Source organism: Paenibacillus sp. sgz302114, assembly GCF_056120345.1.
Map to the genome: position 1 here is coordinate 48,471 of NZ_JBVYOI010000002.1, position 17,300 is coordinate 65,770.

Annotated in this window: 18 protein-coding genes; 8 read left to right on the top strand and 10 right to left on the bottom strand. The window is 50.5% G+C overall.

Annotation, left to right across the window (positions count from 1 at the left end; all coding sequences use genetic code 11):
* The first annotated feature begins 3 nt into the window (after window positions 1-3).
* From AC0LWF_RS05265 to AC0LWF_RS05275, 3 genes are all read left to right on the top strand, one after another.
* Window positions 4-837, top strand: a complete 834-nt coding sequence (locus AC0LWF_RS05265; RefSeq protein WP_474650518.1) for a YitT family protein — start codon at window positions 4-6, stop codon at window positions 835-837.
* Between the two features lie 181 nt (window positions 838-1,018).
* The gene (locus AC0LWF_RS05270; protein ID WP_090578880.1) at window positions 1,019-1,213 is read left to right on the top strand and encodes a hypothetical protein; all 195 of its coding nucleotides are present in this window, start codon (window positions 1,019-1,021) and stop codon (window positions 1,211-1,213) included.
* A gap of 146 nt (window positions 1,214-1,359) precedes the next feature.
* Complete coding sequence (locus AC0LWF_RS05275) at window positions 1,360-2,622, top strand: putative glycoside hydrolase (RefSeq protein WP_474650519.1); 1,263 nt, start codon at window positions 1,360-1,362, stop codon at window positions 2,620-2,622.
* A 75-nt stretch (window positions 2,623-2,697) separates the two neighbouring features.
* Here the strand turns inward: AC0LWF_RS05275 and AC0LWF_RS05280 are convergent, their stop codons facing one another.
* From AC0LWF_RS05280 to AC0LWF_RS05300, 5 genes are all read right to left on the bottom strand, one after another.
* Window positions 2,698-3,243 (bottom strand): NADPH-dependent FMN reductase, encoded by a 546-nt coding sequence (locus tag AC0LWF_RS05280; RefSeq protein ID WP_474650520.1) that lies wholly within the window; start codon window positions 3,241-3,243, stop codon window positions 2,698-2,700.
* A 72-nt stretch (window positions 3,244-3,315) separates the two neighbouring features.
* Window positions 3,316-3,519 (bottom strand): DUF3906 family protein, encoded by a 204-nt coding sequence (locus tag AC0LWF_RS05285; RefSeq protein WP_474650521.1) that lies wholly within the window; start codon window positions 3,517-3,519, stop codon window positions 3,316-3,318.
* 105 nt (window positions 3,520-3,624) lie between these two features.
* The gene (pfkA, locus tag AC0LWF_RS05290; RefSeq protein WP_474650522.1) at window positions 3,625-4,593 is read right to left on the bottom strand and encodes a 6-phosphofructokinase; all 969 of its coding nucleotides are present in this window, start codon (window positions 4,591-4,593) and stop codon (window positions 3,625-3,627) included.
* Between the two features lie 62 nt (window positions 4,594-4,655).
* Entirely contained in the window at window positions 4,656-5,735 is a 1,080-nt protein-coding gene (locus AC0LWF_RS05295; protein WP_474650523.1) for a tetraprenyl-beta-curcumene synthase family protein, read from the bottom strand.
* Window positions 5,736-5,774: 39 nt separating this feature from the next.
* Window positions 5,775-6,089, bottom strand: coding sequence for a hypothetical protein (locus AC0LWF_RS05300; protein ID WP_474650524.1), 315 nt, complete (start codon window positions 6,087-6,089; stop codon window positions 5,775-5,777).
* A gap of 113 nt (window positions 6,090-6,202) precedes the next feature.
* Between AC0LWF_RS05300 and AC0LWF_RS05305 the strand changes: the two genes are divergently transcribed.
* Both AC0LWF_RS05305 and AC0LWF_RS05310 read left to right on the top strand, forming a co-directional pair.
* Window positions 6,203-7,519, top strand: a complete 1,317-nt coding sequence (locus AC0LWF_RS05305; protein ID WP_474650525.1) for a multi antimicrobial extrusion protein MatE — start codon at window positions 6,203-6,205, stop codon at window positions 7,517-7,519.
* Window positions 7,520-7,537: 18 nt separating this feature from the next.
* Window positions 7,538-8,752, top strand: a complete 1,215-nt coding sequence (locus AC0LWF_RS05310; protein ID WP_474650526.1) for an MFS transporter — start codon at window positions 7,538-7,540, stop codon at window positions 8,750-8,752.
* A gap of 297 nt (window positions 8,753-9,049) precedes the next feature.
* Here AC0LWF_RS05310 and AC0LWF_RS05315 read toward each other — a convergent pair whose 3' ends face one another.
* Window positions 9,050-9,247 carry a cold shock domain-containing protein gene (locus AC0LWF_RS05315; protein ID WP_116189961.1) on the bottom strand — a complete coding sequence of 66 codons (198 nt, stop codon included), beginning with the start codon at window positions 9,245-9,247 and terminating at the stop codon, window positions 9,050-9,052.
* Window positions 9,248-9,326: 79 nt separating this feature from the next.
* The gene (locus AC0LWF_RS05320) at window positions 9,327-10,034 is read right to left on the bottom strand and encodes a class I SAM-dependent methyltransferase (protein WP_474650527.1); all 708 of its coding nucleotides are present in this window, start codon (window positions 10,032-10,034) and stop codon (window positions 9,327-9,329) included.
* A gap of 214 nt (window positions 10,035-10,248) precedes the next feature.
* On the opposite strand from AC0LWF_RS05320, the gene AC0LWF_RS05325 reads away from it, so the two are divergent.
* The 3 genes from AC0LWF_RS05325 (at window position 10,249) to pepF (ending at window position 12,731) form a co-directional block, all read left to right on the top strand.
* Window positions 10,249-10,482, top strand: a complete 234-nt coding sequence (locus AC0LWF_RS05325) for a hypothetical protein (protein WP_474650528.1) — start codon at window positions 10,249-10,251, stop codon at window positions 10,480-10,482.
* 101 nt (window positions 10,483-10,583) lie between these two features.
* Entirely contained in the window at window positions 10,584-10,763 is a 180-nt protein-coding gene (locus tag AC0LWF_RS05330; RefSeq protein ID WP_474650529.1) for a hypothetical protein, read from the top strand.
* 177 nt (window positions 10,764-10,940) lie between these two features.
* On the top strand, window positions 10,941-12,731 hold the full coding sequence (gene pepF / locus AC0LWF_RS05335) for an oligoendopeptidase F (RefSeq protein ID WP_474650530.1): 1,791 nt from the start codon (window positions 10,941-10,943) through the stop codon (window positions 12,729-12,731).
* Between the two features lie 86 nt (window positions 12,732-12,817).
* On the opposite strand, the gene ssuE is transcribed toward pepF, so the two are convergent.
* From ssuE to AC0LWF_RS05350, 3 genes are all read right to left on the bottom strand, one after another.
* Window positions 12,818-13,378 (bottom strand): NADPH-dependent FMN reductase, encoded by a 561-nt coding sequence (ssuE, locus tag AC0LWF_RS05340; protein WP_474650531.1) that lies wholly within the window; start codon window positions 13,376-13,378, stop codon window positions 12,818-12,820.
* A gap of 130 nt (window positions 13,379-13,508) precedes the next feature.
* Window positions 13,509-14,405 (bottom strand): ABC transporter ATP-binding protein, encoded by an 897-nt coding sequence (locus tag AC0LWF_RS05345; RefSeq protein ID WP_474650532.1) that lies wholly within the window; start codon window positions 14,403-14,405, stop codon window positions 13,509-13,511.
* A gap of 3 nt (window positions 14,406-14,408) precedes the next feature.
* On the bottom strand, window positions 14,409-17,276 hold the full coding sequence (locus AC0LWF_RS05350) for an ABC transporter permease (RefSeq protein ID WP_474650533.1): 2,868 nt from the start codon (window positions 17,274-17,276) through the stop codon (window positions 14,409-14,411).
* Window positions 17,277-17,300: the final 24 nt, after the last annotated feature.

Below are 17,300 nucleotides of genomic sequence, written 5' to 3' on the forward strand. Positions count from 1 at the left end.
ACCATGAAAAGCATGAGAACATCACGAACCGCAGCAATCACTTTGATCAGCGCAATGCTCATTGCGTTCGGTTTCAACCAGCTGCTCATCCCCCACAAAATGATTAGCGGCGGCGTATCCGGCATTACGATGATTGTGGGTTACGCAACCGGCCTCAACATCGGCTGGCTTTATTTTATTCTAAACGTGCCTATTTTAATCTGGGGTTGGCGCGAGCTCGGCATCCGTTTTGTCGGCTGGAGCGCGGTCTCAGTCGCAGCAACGACGCTGTTCATGCAGCTAATTCCAGTTAAGCCGCTCGTGGCGGATTTGACACTTGGCGCCGTATTCGGCGGCGTCGTTGTTGGCTTCGGCAGCGGCCTCGCGCTCTGGGAAGGCGCTTCATCGGGCGGGTTTGATATTATTGCCGCCATAATAACGCGCAAACGCGATATATCGGTAGGCATGCTGATTTTCTTGCTGAACGGTACAGTTATTGCCGCGCTTGGGATGCTGACCAATGATTGGGACATTGCACTATTCTCCCTGCTCTCGATCTTCACGACGGGCAAGATAATCGATCTTATCCATATTAAGCATGTAAAGGTGACGGCGTTCATCGTGACGACGAAGACCGAAGAGCTTCGCGCAGCGTTAATACCGCTATACCGGGGCGTAACGGTTATTAAGACGCGCGGTGCCTACACCAATACTGAGAATGACATGCTGATGACGGTAACGACGCGATACGAGCTGAATCAGCTGCGCAAAATTATTTTAAATACTGATCCGCGTGCGTTCGTTAACATTGTAGAAACAGTAGGCGTGCTAGGTGATTTCCGGAAACCATCATTATAAGCACGAAAAAAGCGAACGGCAGCCATGCTCCAAAATATCGGGCAGCGGCATTCATGGAAATTTCCGGTAGAGCACTAGGTTTTTCATGATGCTGCTGTTATAATAAAGCTATCCCAAACCTATACCTCAAGTTTCGTGCCATACGTTTTTACCCTCCATTACGATGAAAGGGTGATGCTTCATGGATATGGAAACAGTCAGACTATTACAGATTGTGGAGAAGCTAGTACCAGAGTTGGTGCCTTTTCTCACGGAGCGGGAACTGAACCTTAATATCGTGCTGCGTGATGGACTGGCATTTCTAGAGCCCGAAGACGCGGTTGAAATTGTGCAGCATAGCATTTGCGAACATCAGAAAGAAGTGCTACTGCAATAGAATGATTGAACATGGAACGAGACCTTCCTTAGGTGCTCGTTCTTTTTTTGTCTTCATCGTACAAAATCCTACAAAATACCTCTCGCGCCCATCTACGAAACTGAATTATAATCTTTACTGACTTCGCATGCGGGGAGAGAGCCGAAATGGATGTAGTAATTCAAACGTTATTATTGCTTTTTCATGTGTTAACAGGTGTAAGCGTTGAGGCTGAAACCGGAACTGTCGGAACAACTGCTACGCAAACCGCCACCACCCAGCAGCTGCTTGCTACGCTATTAACAGCGTCACAGCAGCATATTCAGCCAGGAACAGCCGTGCAACCGGGATCTGGTACAGGTAAACCGGCGGGCTCTGGGAGCACGGGTACAGCGGATCCGAATGCAGGGACAAGCTTCACGAAGCATGATCCTCAGCCAGATGCGCCTGTTGTGAAGGGCATTTATGTAACCGCTCACAGTGCAGGCGGTGCACGAATGGAGAAGCTGCTGAACCTGCTCGATACGACAGAGCTGAACAGTATGATCATTGATTTAAAGGATGATGCAGGCTACATTACATATCCGACTAAGAATCCGGAACTGCTGAAGCTTGGGAAGACACAGCGTTACATTGGTGATGTGAATAAATTGATGGAGCGGCTGAAGAAGCATGACGTCTATCCGATTGCACGAATCGTCGTGTTCAAGGATACAATGCTTGCGCACAGCCACCCTGAGCTGTCATACCGCCGCAAAGACGGCTCCGTTTGGGAGAATGGCAAAGGTGATAGCTTCGTGAACCCTTACCGCAAAGAAGTGTGGGATTATAACGTCGCCATCGCCAAAGAAGCGGTGAAGCTTGGATTCAAGGAAATTCAATTCGACTATGTGCGGTTCCCTGAAGGATTCGAGAAGAAAGCCGACTCCCTCGTATTCGATAAAACAAAGGATTCACGCGTCGACACGATCGCCTCGTTCGTGAAGTACGCCAAGTCACAGCTCGAACCGCTCGGTGTGCGCGTATCGGTCGATATATTCGGCTATGCCGCTTCAGTGCCGGCAGCTGAGGGCATCGGTCAAGATTTTGTGAAGATATCCAAGTACGTCGACGTCATCTCGCCAATGGTCTATCCAAGCCACTATACGACAGGCTGGTTCGGCCAGAAGGATCCTGACAAGAGCCCTTATGCTACGATCAAAGGATCCATGCTTGATACACATAAGAAGCTTGATCCGATCGGCTCGTACAAACCGATTATTCGGCCTTGGATTCAAGACTTTACCGCAAGCTGGCTCGGCAAAGGGCATTATACTCCATACGGCAAAACAGAAGTAGAAGCTCAAATTAAAGCGCTTAATGATACTGGCATTCATGAATATTTATTATGGAACGCGAACAACCGCTACACATCAGATGTAAAATTCTAAATGAGATATAAAAAACGCTTTGCAATCCTGTCCGGTTCAAATGACCGAATAGGATGCAAAGCGTTTTTTGTTTGTTTACTTAACGATCGGAGAGCGCTTGAGCATAGCCGCCAAGTGCAAGAAATAAGGCACTGTCTTATGGATGCGAGTCTGTACATCCGTCGACTTCGGTGAGCCATCCGGATTGAATTCACGCTGAGCGCCGCCAATCGAGATCCATTCCGGGCAGTTCACGCCGTGCATGTTGCGCACGATTGCTTGCATCTGCGTCAGTGAAGCTACGCCAACCGCGCCGCCGGCCGAGCTGACCGACAACACTGCTTTGCTGTCGAAGTGCTCGCCGCCCATGAAGTCTAGTGCGTTCTTCAGCACGCCTGACATGCTGCCGTGATATTCTGGAGTGCTAAGTACGATAGCGTCGCTGTGAAGCACCGCTTGGCGCATTGCCACAACATTCGCATCCGCATCTGCACTGCCATAGAAAGGCAATGGTTGTTTATATAAATCAATCAACGTAACCTCGTGCCCTTCGTTCTCCATTACCTTCTTGATGTACAGGGACAAGCTCGTACTCGTGGCATTCGCTCGGTTGCTGCCTGCTATCATTGCGATTCTCATCATTATTTCCCCTTCCAAACAAACTCACTTTACATACATAATAGTATGTTTTGTTTATTTGGTCAATATCGCCAATTACGAATTCGGAATTAAATATCCGTTGCCCGCTTCCGTACGCTTCTTCTCCACGATCGCCACTTGTTTGAGAAGCGGCTTCTTCAAATAATGACGCTCGACATGGCTGTCTACGACCGAGAATGCTTTCTCGTCTGTCTCCGCCAGCAGAATGAGATGAGCCGAGCTATCTTCCATTTCGATTTCGATTTTATACAAGAACATGACCCCACACCTTTCATTTAGATGCAAAAAGCCTTACACTCGCGCAGCCAAGGGACTTTGAATGAATCTGTCCCTGACTTAAGCGCCGTGCAAGGCTTTCGCTTATTATTGAGATAACCGAAGCGCCAGGTTGTAGAGATCCATGTTGAACGGTTTCTTCGTATTTACAACTTTATCGATATCCGTGACGGTTAGCTCGCCGTTGATGATGCCGCAAGCTTTGCCGGAATCGCCTTCCATCAGCTTACGCACCGCAAAGTCGCCAAGCTGACTCGCGAGGATACGGTCATTATGCGTCGGCGAACCGCCGCGCTGAATGTGGCCGAGTACCGTAACACGCGGCTCCATGCCGCAGCGCTGTGTAATGCCTTTACCGATTTCTTCGCCGGAGCCTGCACCCTCAGCAACAATAATAATACTGTGACGCTTGCCGGAACCGAAGTTCTCCTGCATCCGGTTTGCCACTTGATCCAGATCGAACGGCACTTCCGGTACGATAATCGTCTCCGCACCGCTTGCAAGACCTGCGTACAGCGCGATATCGCCGCAATGGCGACCCATAACTTCAACGACCGACGAACGCTCGTGCGATGTCATCGTGTCGCGCAGCTTGTTAATCGCATCGACAACGATGCTGACAGCTGTATCAAATCCAATTGTGTAGTCCGTGAACGGAATATCGTTATCAATTGTTCCAGGCAGACCCATTGTCTTGATGCCGAGCTTGCTCAGCTTATTCGCGCCTTGGTAGGAACCGTCTCCGCCGATAACGACGAGACCGTCGATGCCGCGTGCACGCAGTACATCTGCGCCCTTCTGCTGGCCTTCGGGAGTCAAGAACTCCTTACAGCGTGCAGTTTGAAGAATCGTACCGCCGCGCTGAATGATATCGCCTACGCTGCGAAGATCCATCTGACGAAGATCATCGTTAAGCAAGCCTTGGTAACCGCGTTGTACGCCGTAAACTTCCAATCCATGATACAAAGCGCTACGGACGACCGCACGTACCGCGGCATTCATCCCTTGTGAATCTCCACCGCTAGTTAGAACGGCAATTCTTTTTACAGCTGACATTCCTATCCACTCCTTGATTTTATCTGTGTCTTTCTCTAACTTCTGATAACCTATATAAACAATTAAGATTGACGCATACGAATTAAAACACTATTGCCCCAGAAAAACAGCCTCATAAGCGGACTTTTCTTCATAAGACGCTTTGATACCAGCAACACATCTTCTTGGCCCCGAACCTTCGGATCAGACAGATACAAGGCCATCAGACCTTCAATGACCATCCCGTGAAACTTCGGCGCAGCCATACGTCTCACATCCTCGCGGGCATTCTCGACGATAAAGCCGATCCGGTCCACGAGCTGACGCTGATCCGTATAATAATTGCAGAAATTGAGGTCACCGCCCTCGCGATCCTCATGCTGATCAATCAAATAATCCAGCATAATATGAAGGGCGCAAACATGCGGGAAGTAAGAATTGCGGATGAATCGTGCATCTTCTTTGCTGCAATTATCGAAGGAAGCAGCTAGAAACAGCATGAACATGCCAAGCGTCGAGCCTGTTGCAGCGCCAAATTCATTCCAATACAGCTGCGGCACCTTCTGCTTGTGCTGCTCCCACCATGCGAGCAGCGCTGGTTCGCGCTTCGGCTTCGCGATATGCTTGTACACCTGCAAGTCGCCGTAAAGGCCGACGAGCTCTGTTACATAAGGCTGCACCGCCGCGTAAGAAGGCAGCTGCCTGATTGCGTTCTGGCAGGTTCGGACAAGCTCATGCAAGTAACCGCCATCCTCACGCTCTACACGCAGCGCATAGTAGTCGACGAGCGGCGCGTTCGGGTCAACAGCATCGAGCATCGACTGATGCAGCAGCCGAAAATCATCCGGATCAAGCGAAGTGCTGCGGTCGCATAAATTGTCCAAATAATCGCTGATCGTCTGTAGAGCTACGATAAGCGGAACGAGTATCGCCCTGCTCTCCAGATTGGCTGCGGCGTATACGCCACCGCCTTCACAATGGAACTGCTTGCTTGTCATGCTGGCGATCGCCTGCGTACGCAGCTCGTCATCCGGGATTCGATCAGCTATGGCACGCAACCGGCCAAGCTCAGCCCTTACTTCAGGCAGTACATATTTGTACACGCGATGCATAAGACGAATCGGCGATTGTGGCAACCGGCGGGCCTGTTCATTCATTTTCATAGATGGCGGCGCCCCCCTTCCTCCACTACCCTCTAAACGTTAAGAATGGCGCTTATGCTCAATTTCTTGGTTTGTTCGGTACCAGATATGTAAATCATTAATCCGGCTTGCCAATTCGGCAATGTCCGAGTTAATGGTACATGAAAGTTCGAAATCTTCTTCTTCAAAAAGCTCCGCTTGCTTCACATTAATGATACGCTCGAAGGCAAATACACGGTCAGGAATTGTGCCGCGAATGATCTCCCACTGCGTTACGATGAAAGTCCGTGCTTCTTCGCTGTACAGCTCCCACTCCTGATTAAGCGTCGGCAGCGAGATTCCAAGCCGGTCATCCCAAGCAAAATATTGGTTCACGTCTCAAAACCTCCATCCACTAATGTACCATTTCATAGAATACAAATCCAGCGCGAAAACTTGTTCCCCCTATGTTATACTTTGGGACATATTATCTTGGGGGAGAATGACAAATGAGCAATCAACCTGGCACGGTGACGCTGAGACAGCTGTGGCGGTTCTTTCTGCCGCTTGGCATCTCGGCAAGCCTTGTTACGATCTCGCATGTCATTATTAATAGTACGCTGACGCGAGCAGCCGATCAGAAGACCGTTATCGCCAGCTATGCGATCGCGATGAGCCTGCTTACCATAACGGAGCGACCGGCTGTCATGCTGCGTCAAACATGCTCCGCGCTTGTGCGCGACAAACGATCCTTCCGCGCGATGCTGCGCGTCGGACAGCTGGTGTTCACCGCCATCCTCGTGCTTGGACTCGCCATCAGCTATTCACCGCTGGGCAAATGGATCTTCGGCGGACCTCTCGGCGCATCCGATTCGCTCGTTCCGCATGTCCTCAATGTCTATCAAGTGCTCATGTTCGTCAGCATTTTTTCGGGAATCAGATGCCTCTACCACGGGGTAATCATTTTCAATCTGCAGACCAAATGGCTGACCATCGGCATGGTGATACGATTGCTCGGGATGTATGGATTATCGCTTTATTTTATACATACGGGAGTAAACAGCGGCACAGTCGGTGCGATCATTTTTCTGTCGGGGATGATCATTGAGGCAGGCATGAGCTACTTCGAAGGCTCCTCACTCGTAAGAAGGCTGCCGGAACGTGCCCCAGGGCACCAGATTGGTTCGACACGCCAAATTTTCTCATTCTATCGACCGATGCTCATCTCCACACTCGTCACCATATTGATCGGCCCGTCCATCAATGCCTTGCTCGGAAAAACAGGCGACGCAGCTCTATCGATTGCTTCATTTGCGCTTGCTGCGAATCTGGTCCAGCTGATGGTCAGCTTCTTCTCGTATTTTCATCAGATTGTGCTGAACTTCTACAAGACAGATCCGCGCGCAGTCCGTAACTTTACGCTGTTGCTTGGATTCTTGCCTGCTCTGCTCGTCGGCTTGCTCGCTTTCTCTCCTATCGGTGAATTCATCGTCGGACATATCTTAGGCGCAGAAGGCCAGCTAAAGGTCGAAACGATCCATGCGATGCGTCCTTTCGTGCTGTACGCGCTTGTGCTGCCGTGGCTTGATGTATTGAATGGCATCAGCATGGTACGAGGCTTCACTCGTATTTTCTTAGGCTCGCAATCCGCGAACCTCATATTTACTGTGACAACATCCGTAGTGCTCGTCGCTATTACGCCTGGCTGGAACGGCTCGATCGGAGCATGGGCACAATCAGTCGGAATTGGCGCTGAATGCCTATTCGTTGCCCTTTCTCTTCGGAGGCTCACTGGAACAAACCGCGCCTTGACTCAACAAGCTTAAGATTTGGAGTGAAATACCGTGAATTCATCATCGTCATCATCGAATATCTCAAACCCATCAGGCGAATCCGAGCTATCCGCGTCCTCTTCCCCAAAGCGGGAAGTGCTGATGCTCCGCATATTCTTGTATCTCGTCTATACGACGCAAGCAGTCGTCGCTACTTATTTGCCGCTTTACTTCCTGGACAAAGGCTTCAACGCGAGCCAAATCGGCGTCATCTACTCGTGCGGCCCGTTCATCTCGATCTTCGCTAACCTTATATTCGGCACGGCTAGCGATAAATTCAGAACGATCCAGAAGATCATGACACTGCTGATGCTCGGGCAGCTCGTCATGATCTCTATGCTATTCATGACGAATACTTTCGCCGTGATCTGCGTCATCATGCTGGCTTATTACTTCTTCCAAATGCCTGTCAACCCGCTGAGTGACAGTCTCATTCTGCTGTCCAGCCGGTATACCGGAACGCCGTTCGCGCTCATCCGCGTATTCGGCTCTCTCGGCTTTGCATTGTCGGCGTTCCTAGGCGGGCAGCTGCTTAAATCAGTCGGCTCCCCTGCCACAGTTCCGCTAGCGATGTGCACGATTGGCCTGACTTTCCTAGTCTCCCTTACGCTAAAAGATTACCAAGGCGCGAGGCGCAAAGTCGATTTCAGTGGATTTCTGAAACTGCTGCGCAAGCCTGACATCCTGATCTACTTCGCGATCATCCTTGTGCTATCAGTCGCACATCGGATGAATGAAGGCTTTCTCGGCGTGACGCTGCGCAAGATGGGTGCAAGCGACTCGCTTATAGGGCTCGCTTGGATGACATCGGCAATCAGTGAAATTCCAATCCTGTATTTGCTCGGCAAATACGGCCACAAGTTCAAGGAGCTTCCGCTGCTTGCCATTGCAGGCGTGATGTACGCCTTACGATTCTTCCTGATCAGCGAAATGCCGTCGCCGATTTGGATTATCCCTATTCAAGCGCTGCACAGCGTTACATTCGGCATCTTCATGGTAACAGCGCTGCGCTACCTCACGACAATCATCCCTGACGAGTTCCGCTCTTCCGGACAAGCCGTCTATGCAATCGTCTGGAGCGGCTTCGCCGGCGTCATAAGCGGTACGGTCGGCGGGGTCATCTACGAGCATTACGGCAGCTCTGTCTTCTTCCAAACCGCAACGGCGCTGTCGCTTCTCGCTGCGGCTGCCTTCATGACGAAGCATTACTTCAGCCGAGAACATTGATCCGAACACATAGGCTCTCTCCTGCCTCAAGCAGGCAAGAATGTTCGTGGAAAAGATGCTGAGAGAGCAAATACGCTCTCTCGTGCCTGCATGGGGCATGAGAGCCGGTACTCTGCTTTCGCTGATCTTGCCAAGTAATGACCCCTACATTGCACTGCTCCTCTGGAGTTATCCACAAAACCAGTAATCCTATAAATTCCTAGAACAACAACAAAAAAAAGACCCGACAACGAATGGTCGGGTCTTTATCATGAATGAGTTCACGTATTGGAAGCTTCCTTAAGGAAGCAACGATGATTACAGTTTAACAACGTTAGCAGCTTGTGGTCCGCGGTTGCCTTGCGTAATATCGAATTCTACGGATTGACCTTCATCAAGCGACTTGAAACCCTCGCCTTGAATTGCGGAATAATGAACGAACACGTCTTCTCCGCCATCAACTTGAATGAAGCCATAGCCTTTCTCTGCGTTAAACCATTTAACTGTTCCTTTCAATGTAACAACCTCCTAAAAATGAACGCCTGTAAACCAGGGCGACTTGATTTATTATATACCCAGATGGATAATTTTGCAATTAAATGTGGGCAAATAGACCGAGCTCTGACCCAGGAATAAATGGCAGCTTGGACTGGAACAAGCCCGTCACTACGCCATTCTTGCTTAAATCGGCCCGCAGCCGCTCAAGCTCTGAGTACGGCTCCCACCGAAGCGAGATAATTGGATAAATACGCACTATCCCCCCTGGCTTACAGACTCGGATCATCTCCATTACAGCACCTAAATGGAACTCGTAATCGAACTGATCTTCGTACAGAAACAGGAAGTGGCTGCACAGTACGAGCCCAAATTCACCGTCTTCATAAGGTAAGTTCGGCAAGCTGCCCGCCTGATAGCGTTTCGTCCGTTCCTCCTCGCGACCATGATGCTCCGCGAAAGCATTCAGTGACGCTATTCGTCCCGCTCGATGCTGTTCAAAGCTTCCGTAATAGCTCAGATCATATTTGTTGCCGAGGCTCATTAGCTTCATCGTTGAAACGTCAATTTCCTCGCGCGCTTCGGATACCAGTTGCTCATGAGGCTTTGCATAGCGCGGATCCACTGCGTACGCGTCGATTCCCTTACCGCATGCATCCGCCGTGAACGAAGAAGCGCCTGCTGCAATATCAAGCAGCTTCTCACCGTGCAGCTCCGCTTCATTAAGATCAAACAAGAGGACATATTCTTTGAAACTGCGGCATGTCACCGCGACACCTGCTTGCGGATACCCTTTACTCGTACTCATTCTCATCTCTCCTCATCTCTTCTCGACTCATCTCGGCTCATCTCGGCTCATCTCGTCTTACATTTTCTTGCTCTGACGCTCAAGCTAAAGGCTTTCTTACGCCAAACGCAGTCCGCGTTTGCCACATTCTACCATGACAAACATTTGATTTCTACCCCTTTTTATGGCTATGATTGAAGAATACAACATGCTATTTTTCGAAGGGATGGTCCTAATGTTTAAGAAGGTACAAATTTATAAAACAGACAAATACAATATGCTCTCCGTAGAGGTGCAAGGCAAGACACTCGTCTTGCGCGAAATTAACGATCAATGGGGCGAAGAATGCCACATCTTCGTTAGCCGTCCAGAGATGCTGCACTGGGCAGAGAACCGCTTCCGCGAGGCTGATTTTGTTGGTCGTGAGGAAGAGCGCGCAGAAATTATGGAGCGTTTCCGTTCCGTCTAATTAGAACCTCATAACCGCAGGAGGAAAATTCATCCTGCATATCGAACATAACCATGTACCAAGCTGCATAGGTTATCGCAAAAGGGGAGTATCGAGCAAAAGTGGATACAACAGCTGCGATTATTTTCATTATTGCTGCTTTCTCGCTGGGACTCATCGTCATCATGCAGCGGAACAACATTCCTGCGAACTTACGCAGAGGGCTTGCCATCGCAACAATCGTGTTTGTCGCATTTGCCTTTTTCTTAATCGTGTACAATTTGACAACGATGGGGTCATAACGAGGCGCGCGGTGGGCTAAACTACTGTCACAACCTGCCTTTGGAGCGTGACTGCTAGTGAGATATCTGCCAATTGTGCTATCGTTCTCTCTGCTTGCCGGCAGCAATGTCAGCTTACAGCACGAGGATCAATCCCATTCTGCTTTACCGACTAACTATCAGGCGAGGAGGGTTCCTATGAACCAAGTACCGAAACGTTCCGAGACTGCCGCTGAGCACCGCTGGAAGCTCGAGGACATATTCGCGGATCAATCCGCGTGGGACAAGGAATACGCACAGGCGAAAGAGCAGATGAAGAAAGTCGAAGCTTTCCAAGGTAAGCTCGCGGATGCGCAGCAGCTGAAAGCTTGCTTTGAGCTTGAGGACGAGCTTTCCCTCAAAGTCGAGCGCCTCTATGTTTACGCGAATATGAAGCATCACGAAGATACCGCGGAGCCAACGTACCAGGCGCTCTCGGATAAGTCCAAGAAGCTGAGCGTTGAGACGGGCGAAGCACTGTCCTTCATTACACCTGAAGTGCTGAGCCTCTCCGATGAAGCGCTTGGTGCCATGATCGAGAATGCCGACCTTGCCAAGTATCGCCAAACGCTAGAAGAGATGCGTCGCCAGAAAGCGCATGTCCTCTCCAAGTCCGAAGAAGCGCTGCTGGCGCAAGTGGGCAACATTTCGCAAGCTCCTGGCACGATCTTCAGCATGCTGAATAACGCCGATCTCAAATTCCCGAAAGTGAAGGACGAGAACGGCGACGAAGTAGAGCTGACGCAAGGCCGCTACATACAGTTTCTCGAGAGCAAGAACCGTGAAGTCCGCGAAGGCGCCTTCAAGGCGATGTATGATACGTATGGCAAGCTGAAAAACACGATCGCATCGACGCTCGCCGCCAATGTGACGAAGAACCTTTTCTATTCCCGTGCCCGCAAGTACCCGTCGACACTGGAGATGTCGCTCTACGGCGACAACATTCCGAAAGAGGTTTATACGAATTTGATCAGCACCATTCACAAGCATCTACCGCTCATGCACCGTTATATGGAGCTGCGCAAGAAGCTGCTGAAGGTTGATGAGCTGCATATGTATGACCTGTTCGCTCCGCTCGTCGATGAGTTCAAGATGGACATTACCTACGAAGAAGCGAAGAAAACGGTCAGCGAGAGCTTGAAGCCTCTCGGTCATGATTACTTGACGGTGCTGCAAGACGGCTTCGACAAGAGCTGGATCGACGTCTATGAGAATGAAGGCAAGCGCAGCGGTGCATACAGCTGGGGGGCATACGGTACGCATCCTTACGTGCTGTTGAACCATAAGGACAACCTGAACAGCATGTTCACGCTTACGCATGAGATGGGCCACGCGCTGCATTCCTACTACTCCGACACCACGCAGGAGTACCGTGATGCACAGTATACGATCTTCTTGGCTGAGGTTGCTTCGACTTTGAATGAGGCGCTGCTAATGGATTATATGCTGAAGAAGTCGACGGATCCGAAGGAAAAAATGTATCTGCTGACGTACTATGCCGACCAGTTCCGGACGACTGTATTCCGTCAGACGATGTTCGCGGAGTTTGAGAAAATCATCCATGAGCGCGCAGAGGAAGGCGACTCCCTTACGCCGCAAGAGTTCAGCAAAATCTACTATGACCTCAATAAGCTGTACTACGGCGAAGGCATGGTCATTGATAAAGATATCGAAATGGAATGGGCACGCATCCCGCATTTCTACACAAGCTTCTATGTGTACAAATACGCGACAGGCTTCTCGGCTGCGACGAGCTTCTCGAAGCAAATTCTCGAGGAAGGCGCTCCGGCTGTAGAACGTTACCTTGGCTTCTTGAAGAGCGGCGGCAGCGACTACTCCATCAACATTCTGAAGAAGGCCGGCGTCGATATGTCTACGCCAGAGCCGATTGAACAAGCGATGAGCGTGTTCGAGGAATTGATTGCACAGATGGAGCAGCTTACTTCTTAATTCCATTCACGCATAACAAAAGGGGCTATCCCGGTCAGTGCCACTTATGGCAAAGTCCGAAGGTAGCCCCTTTCCTTTCCCTGCCCTTAGGAAGAGATAGACGTCTTACTGTTTCTGAACAACTCCGTCGCTTCCGCGAAGCCGAGAACAGCGCGTTCCAGCCGTTTCGCCAAGTCTTCATCAAGCTCGTAGCCGCCTGCATCAAGCTTCTTCACCTGCGAGTCAACCGCATATACGCCTGCGGTAATATGCTTCGCATAGAGGGCTGACAAGACCGGCTTCAGTGCATAATCGATCGTCAACAAGTGAGCAATGGTTCCGCCGATGAAGAGCGGAAGAACAACTTTCCCTTCCAGACCGTTCTGCGGCAGCAGATCGAGATAAGTCTTCAGCACGCCCGTGAAAGAAGCTTTGTACACTGGGCTTGCAATGATGATGGCATCCGCTGCTTCGATTCGCTTATTCGCTTCAATAATCGCTTGGCTGTCCCATCGTGCAAGAATAAGATCTTCTGCTGGCAGTGATGCCACATGCAGATGGCTTATATCCCAGCCGAGCTGGCGCAGCTTCTCCTCCGCATATCCCGTCAATCCATTCAAACGTGAAACCCCACTTGGACTTCCCGATACAATAACTACATTCGGCATGATGTCGCCCTCCCTACTATTCTGGAAATATTATACTACCATAATTCCGATAAGTAAACTATGAATAGTGTAAAAATAATCCGGGAGCAACCGCTGGTTAATCAGCATAGCTCCCGGAATCGTTGTAAATTCACTTCGCTTTGACTTCTTCCGGCGGATAAAGAATAATTCGCCCGTCTTCCATCTCGACGCGCACCTTATTCTTCTCTTTGAACTCATCCGCCTGCAAGTAAGACGACGGAATTTGCAGCCGTCCCGCTTTATCGATGACGGCATATTCGACATGGCTTTCTTCCGGAGCGAAGCCACTGCCGCCTTCCGCCATCGCTGCAAGCTCCTCCGCATAAGACTGCCGGCGAATAATCTCGGATGACGTCTTGCCGTCTCGGATTGCGACGACACGGTCCACTTTTCTTGCGAGCAGCGGATCATGCGTTACGATGACAATTGTAATGCCGATGCTGCGGTTCAATTCGCGGAACAAATCAAGAATCTGATTGGACATCCGCGTGTCGAGCGAGCCTGTCGGCTCATCCGCCAGCAGCAGCTTCGGCTCATTCGCGAGCGCGATGGCGATAGCGACACGCTGCTGCTCACCGCCGGAGAGCTCGCTTAACCGGTTCTTCGTCCGGTGGCTAAGTCCAACCGCATCGAGCAGCTCCAGCGCCCGTAGACGCTTGCGTGCGCCTCTGAGCATGATCGGCAGCTCCACGTTCTCAAGTGCGGTTAGATACGGGATCAAGTTGCGCGCATTGTTCTGCCAGACGAAGCCGACCGTCTCGCGCTTGTACTTCACAAGATCGCGCTCCGTAAACTTGAGCAAATCCTTATCGTCGACAAGCAGCTTGCCAGCGGAAGGGCGGTCGAGACCGCCCAGCATATTGAGAAGCGTTGACTTGCCGCTGCCGCTGTTGCCGATAATCGCCATTAGCTCGCCGGACTCTACATGGAGATCGAGACCTTGCAGAGCGACAACTTCGAGATCATCTGTTTTATAAATTTTTACAAGTCCATCGCAATGAATCATCTGTTATTCCTCCCCAAGCTTCAGCGCCTGCGTAATCTTCATACGCGAAATCCGGATGCCGAGCACGAGCAGCCCGATCGTAATCATCGTGCCGACTACGCTGTACAGCTGGACATAATCGCTAAGCTGACGAACGATCTCGAACGGCGGAACCTGGTCCGAAGCGCTGAAGGACAGCTGAAATAGCGGAACGAACATGCTGCTGACCGAGTTACCGATCAATACACCGAACAGAATCGCAGCTGCCGAGGTGAGCAGCTGCTCGCTCAGCAGCATGCCGATAATTTGCAAAAACGAAATACCCATCGCTCGCAAAATACCGAATTGCAGCGTACGTCCAGATAGAGTAAGCACCCAGAACAACAGGAACCCGAAGAAGCTGATCATCATGGAAATGACGAACCCAAGTGTCATTACACCGTTAATCGCAAGGCGGAACGGGTCGTTCTTGGAGCGAATGAGCAGCTGACCAGCGTCGACCAAATTCTCAACCGGCACATCTTTCTTAATCAGATCATCGTAAATGACAGCGCTGCTTGTATCCTTCTTCAGCTTGATCCATACGTCGTATGGCTCTAGCGCCAAATGATTCTGAATGTACGACAGATGCCCTACCACAAGGTTTGGCAGACGTACGTCTGGATTATCTGCGTCACCTGCCGCTGGAAGCGGATTCCATCCAGGCCAGTAATCAACGATGCCATAGACGATGAAGTTGGCGCTATCGAGTCCAGCCCACTTGGCAGTGAGCGGATCGCCAGGCTTCACTTTATACTTGTCAGCAAGCGATCTGGATATGAGCACCGCTTTCGGATTTGAGGCCAGCAGGTTTAAATAACTGTTGAGAGGATACTCCAGCAAACCACCGCGCATCCATGCCACTTTGCCGAAGTCATACGTATCAATGCCATACAGCGTCGTGGCTCCGTTCGCACCGTTCACTGAGAAGCTGGCATCGTCCTTACGGAATACACGTGCAGCTGTATCGACGCCTGCGAGCTGCTGCATCGTAATAAAGGAAGGTTCCGTATACGTAACGACTTTCGGCGCTTCAGCCGTATCTTCTTGTGGCGGCGCTCCCCCTCCACCAGCTGGAGCCGGCGGTTTATCGTTATCCCAATGGATGGACAATTGAATATCCGAGCCAGTCGTATATTGGATCTTGTCCTCCATATTGCCGTTAATCGTACGGGCTGCATTCGCACTGAATAGGCCCATTGCAACCGTCATAATGAGGAATACCTTAATCGTCAAATATTGCGAAGACGAGCGGCTAATCTGCAGCAGCGTCGAGTAAAGCGCCGGCGTCCACCATCTTCGGCCGATCCAGAATACAAGCTTGATTAGCCATGGATAGATGCGCAGTACAAACAGTCCGATGCCAAGCGAGAATAGCGCAGGCATGAAGAACATCAACGGTTCGACTTGAATAGCGGTCGGATCGAGTGCGAGCGCTTTCAGCCCTTCCATACGTGTATTGAAGTTATGCAGCATGTAGATCGCAACGCCGAGCAGAATAATATCCGCTCCTGTTTTGTGCCAGAACGACATTTTGTTCGAACGTGCCATCTGCTGTTTATGACCGACAATCGTTGTGCGGGTCGCAAGAAACGCCGGCACCAGAATAAGAATGATTGAGCCACACACAGCCGCAACCGCAATCTTATATGAAGCGCTGTTTAGTACTACTTCAAGCGATGAGCGCTGTACGAACTCGAGGAAGCCGCTCGACGCACCGAGTATCTTCGTGAAGAACACCCCAATATACGGACCTGCCGCCAGCGCAAGCGCTCCGAGCAACAAGCTCTCTATGAGGAAGACAACCATAATTTGCATTCTGCTCGCCCCACGGCTGCGGAGAACGGAAATTTCCGTCTTCTGCCGCTCAATAATGAGGTTAGCAGCCATGTAGAGGTAGAACGCCAGCATCAGCATAACCGGAGAGTAGAGCGACCAGAGCATCACGTCGAGCTTCTCTTGCTTCTCGGTATACGTTGCAATCGAGTTCTTCGCAGGCATATCAACGGCAGCAATGCCAAGGCGCATGTTGAAATAGTTGTTGATGGCTGCGAATTGACCCAAATAATTGTCGATTTGATCAATATTCATCTGCTCATAATTGAAGGCATACTGCCACGCAATAACGGATAGCTTCAGCGGCCCTTGATTTTGGACAAAATCATGATCAAACTGCTCATACGGAATATAGAACGATGAATTATAAGATTCCACATTAAATTGGTCATAAATGTTATCGGACTTCGACTCTACGATGCCGACCGGAATGAGGTGCAGCTCCTTGCCTGTGTCCTTATTCTTATAAACGAATTCATGGTTCAGGTCACGCTTCAAATCGATAATGAATTTCGGGGTTACGAGCACCTCGTACACGCCGTCTTTGCGGTTAGGATCAGGCAAGCGGCCGTCGATGACGTGCACACGCTTCTCCAAATCGGTAACCGTGCGGAAGCTTCCCGAAACGTTAAGCTCCCTCTTCTCCCGGTCTGACGCATCGACAGGAAACACTCTAATGGATTGTGTTCCACGCGATGTGACGAAAGACTGCGCGTCCAGCCCAAACCGAGCAGGAGCATTCTTCATGTAACGGTCTGCTTTCGCTATAAGCGAACGATTCTCTTCGAACGAACGTGTGCCTGAGATGGAAGTCGAGGCCCGGAGTGAGCCCGGGTATATCCCTTGATCCTTCTGAAGCTGCTGAAGCTGCTTAAATAACGTCCGCTGCAAAATAGCATGAGAGTATAGCGGCATGGAGCTGAATAACGCAACACAAATCGTAAGCCCGAACCAAAGATTAAGCTGTAGCCAGCGATTTTTCGCCATTTTCCGAAAAATCATCGTCCAAATCGCCATCGTTTCCTGTTCACCCTCTTCTAG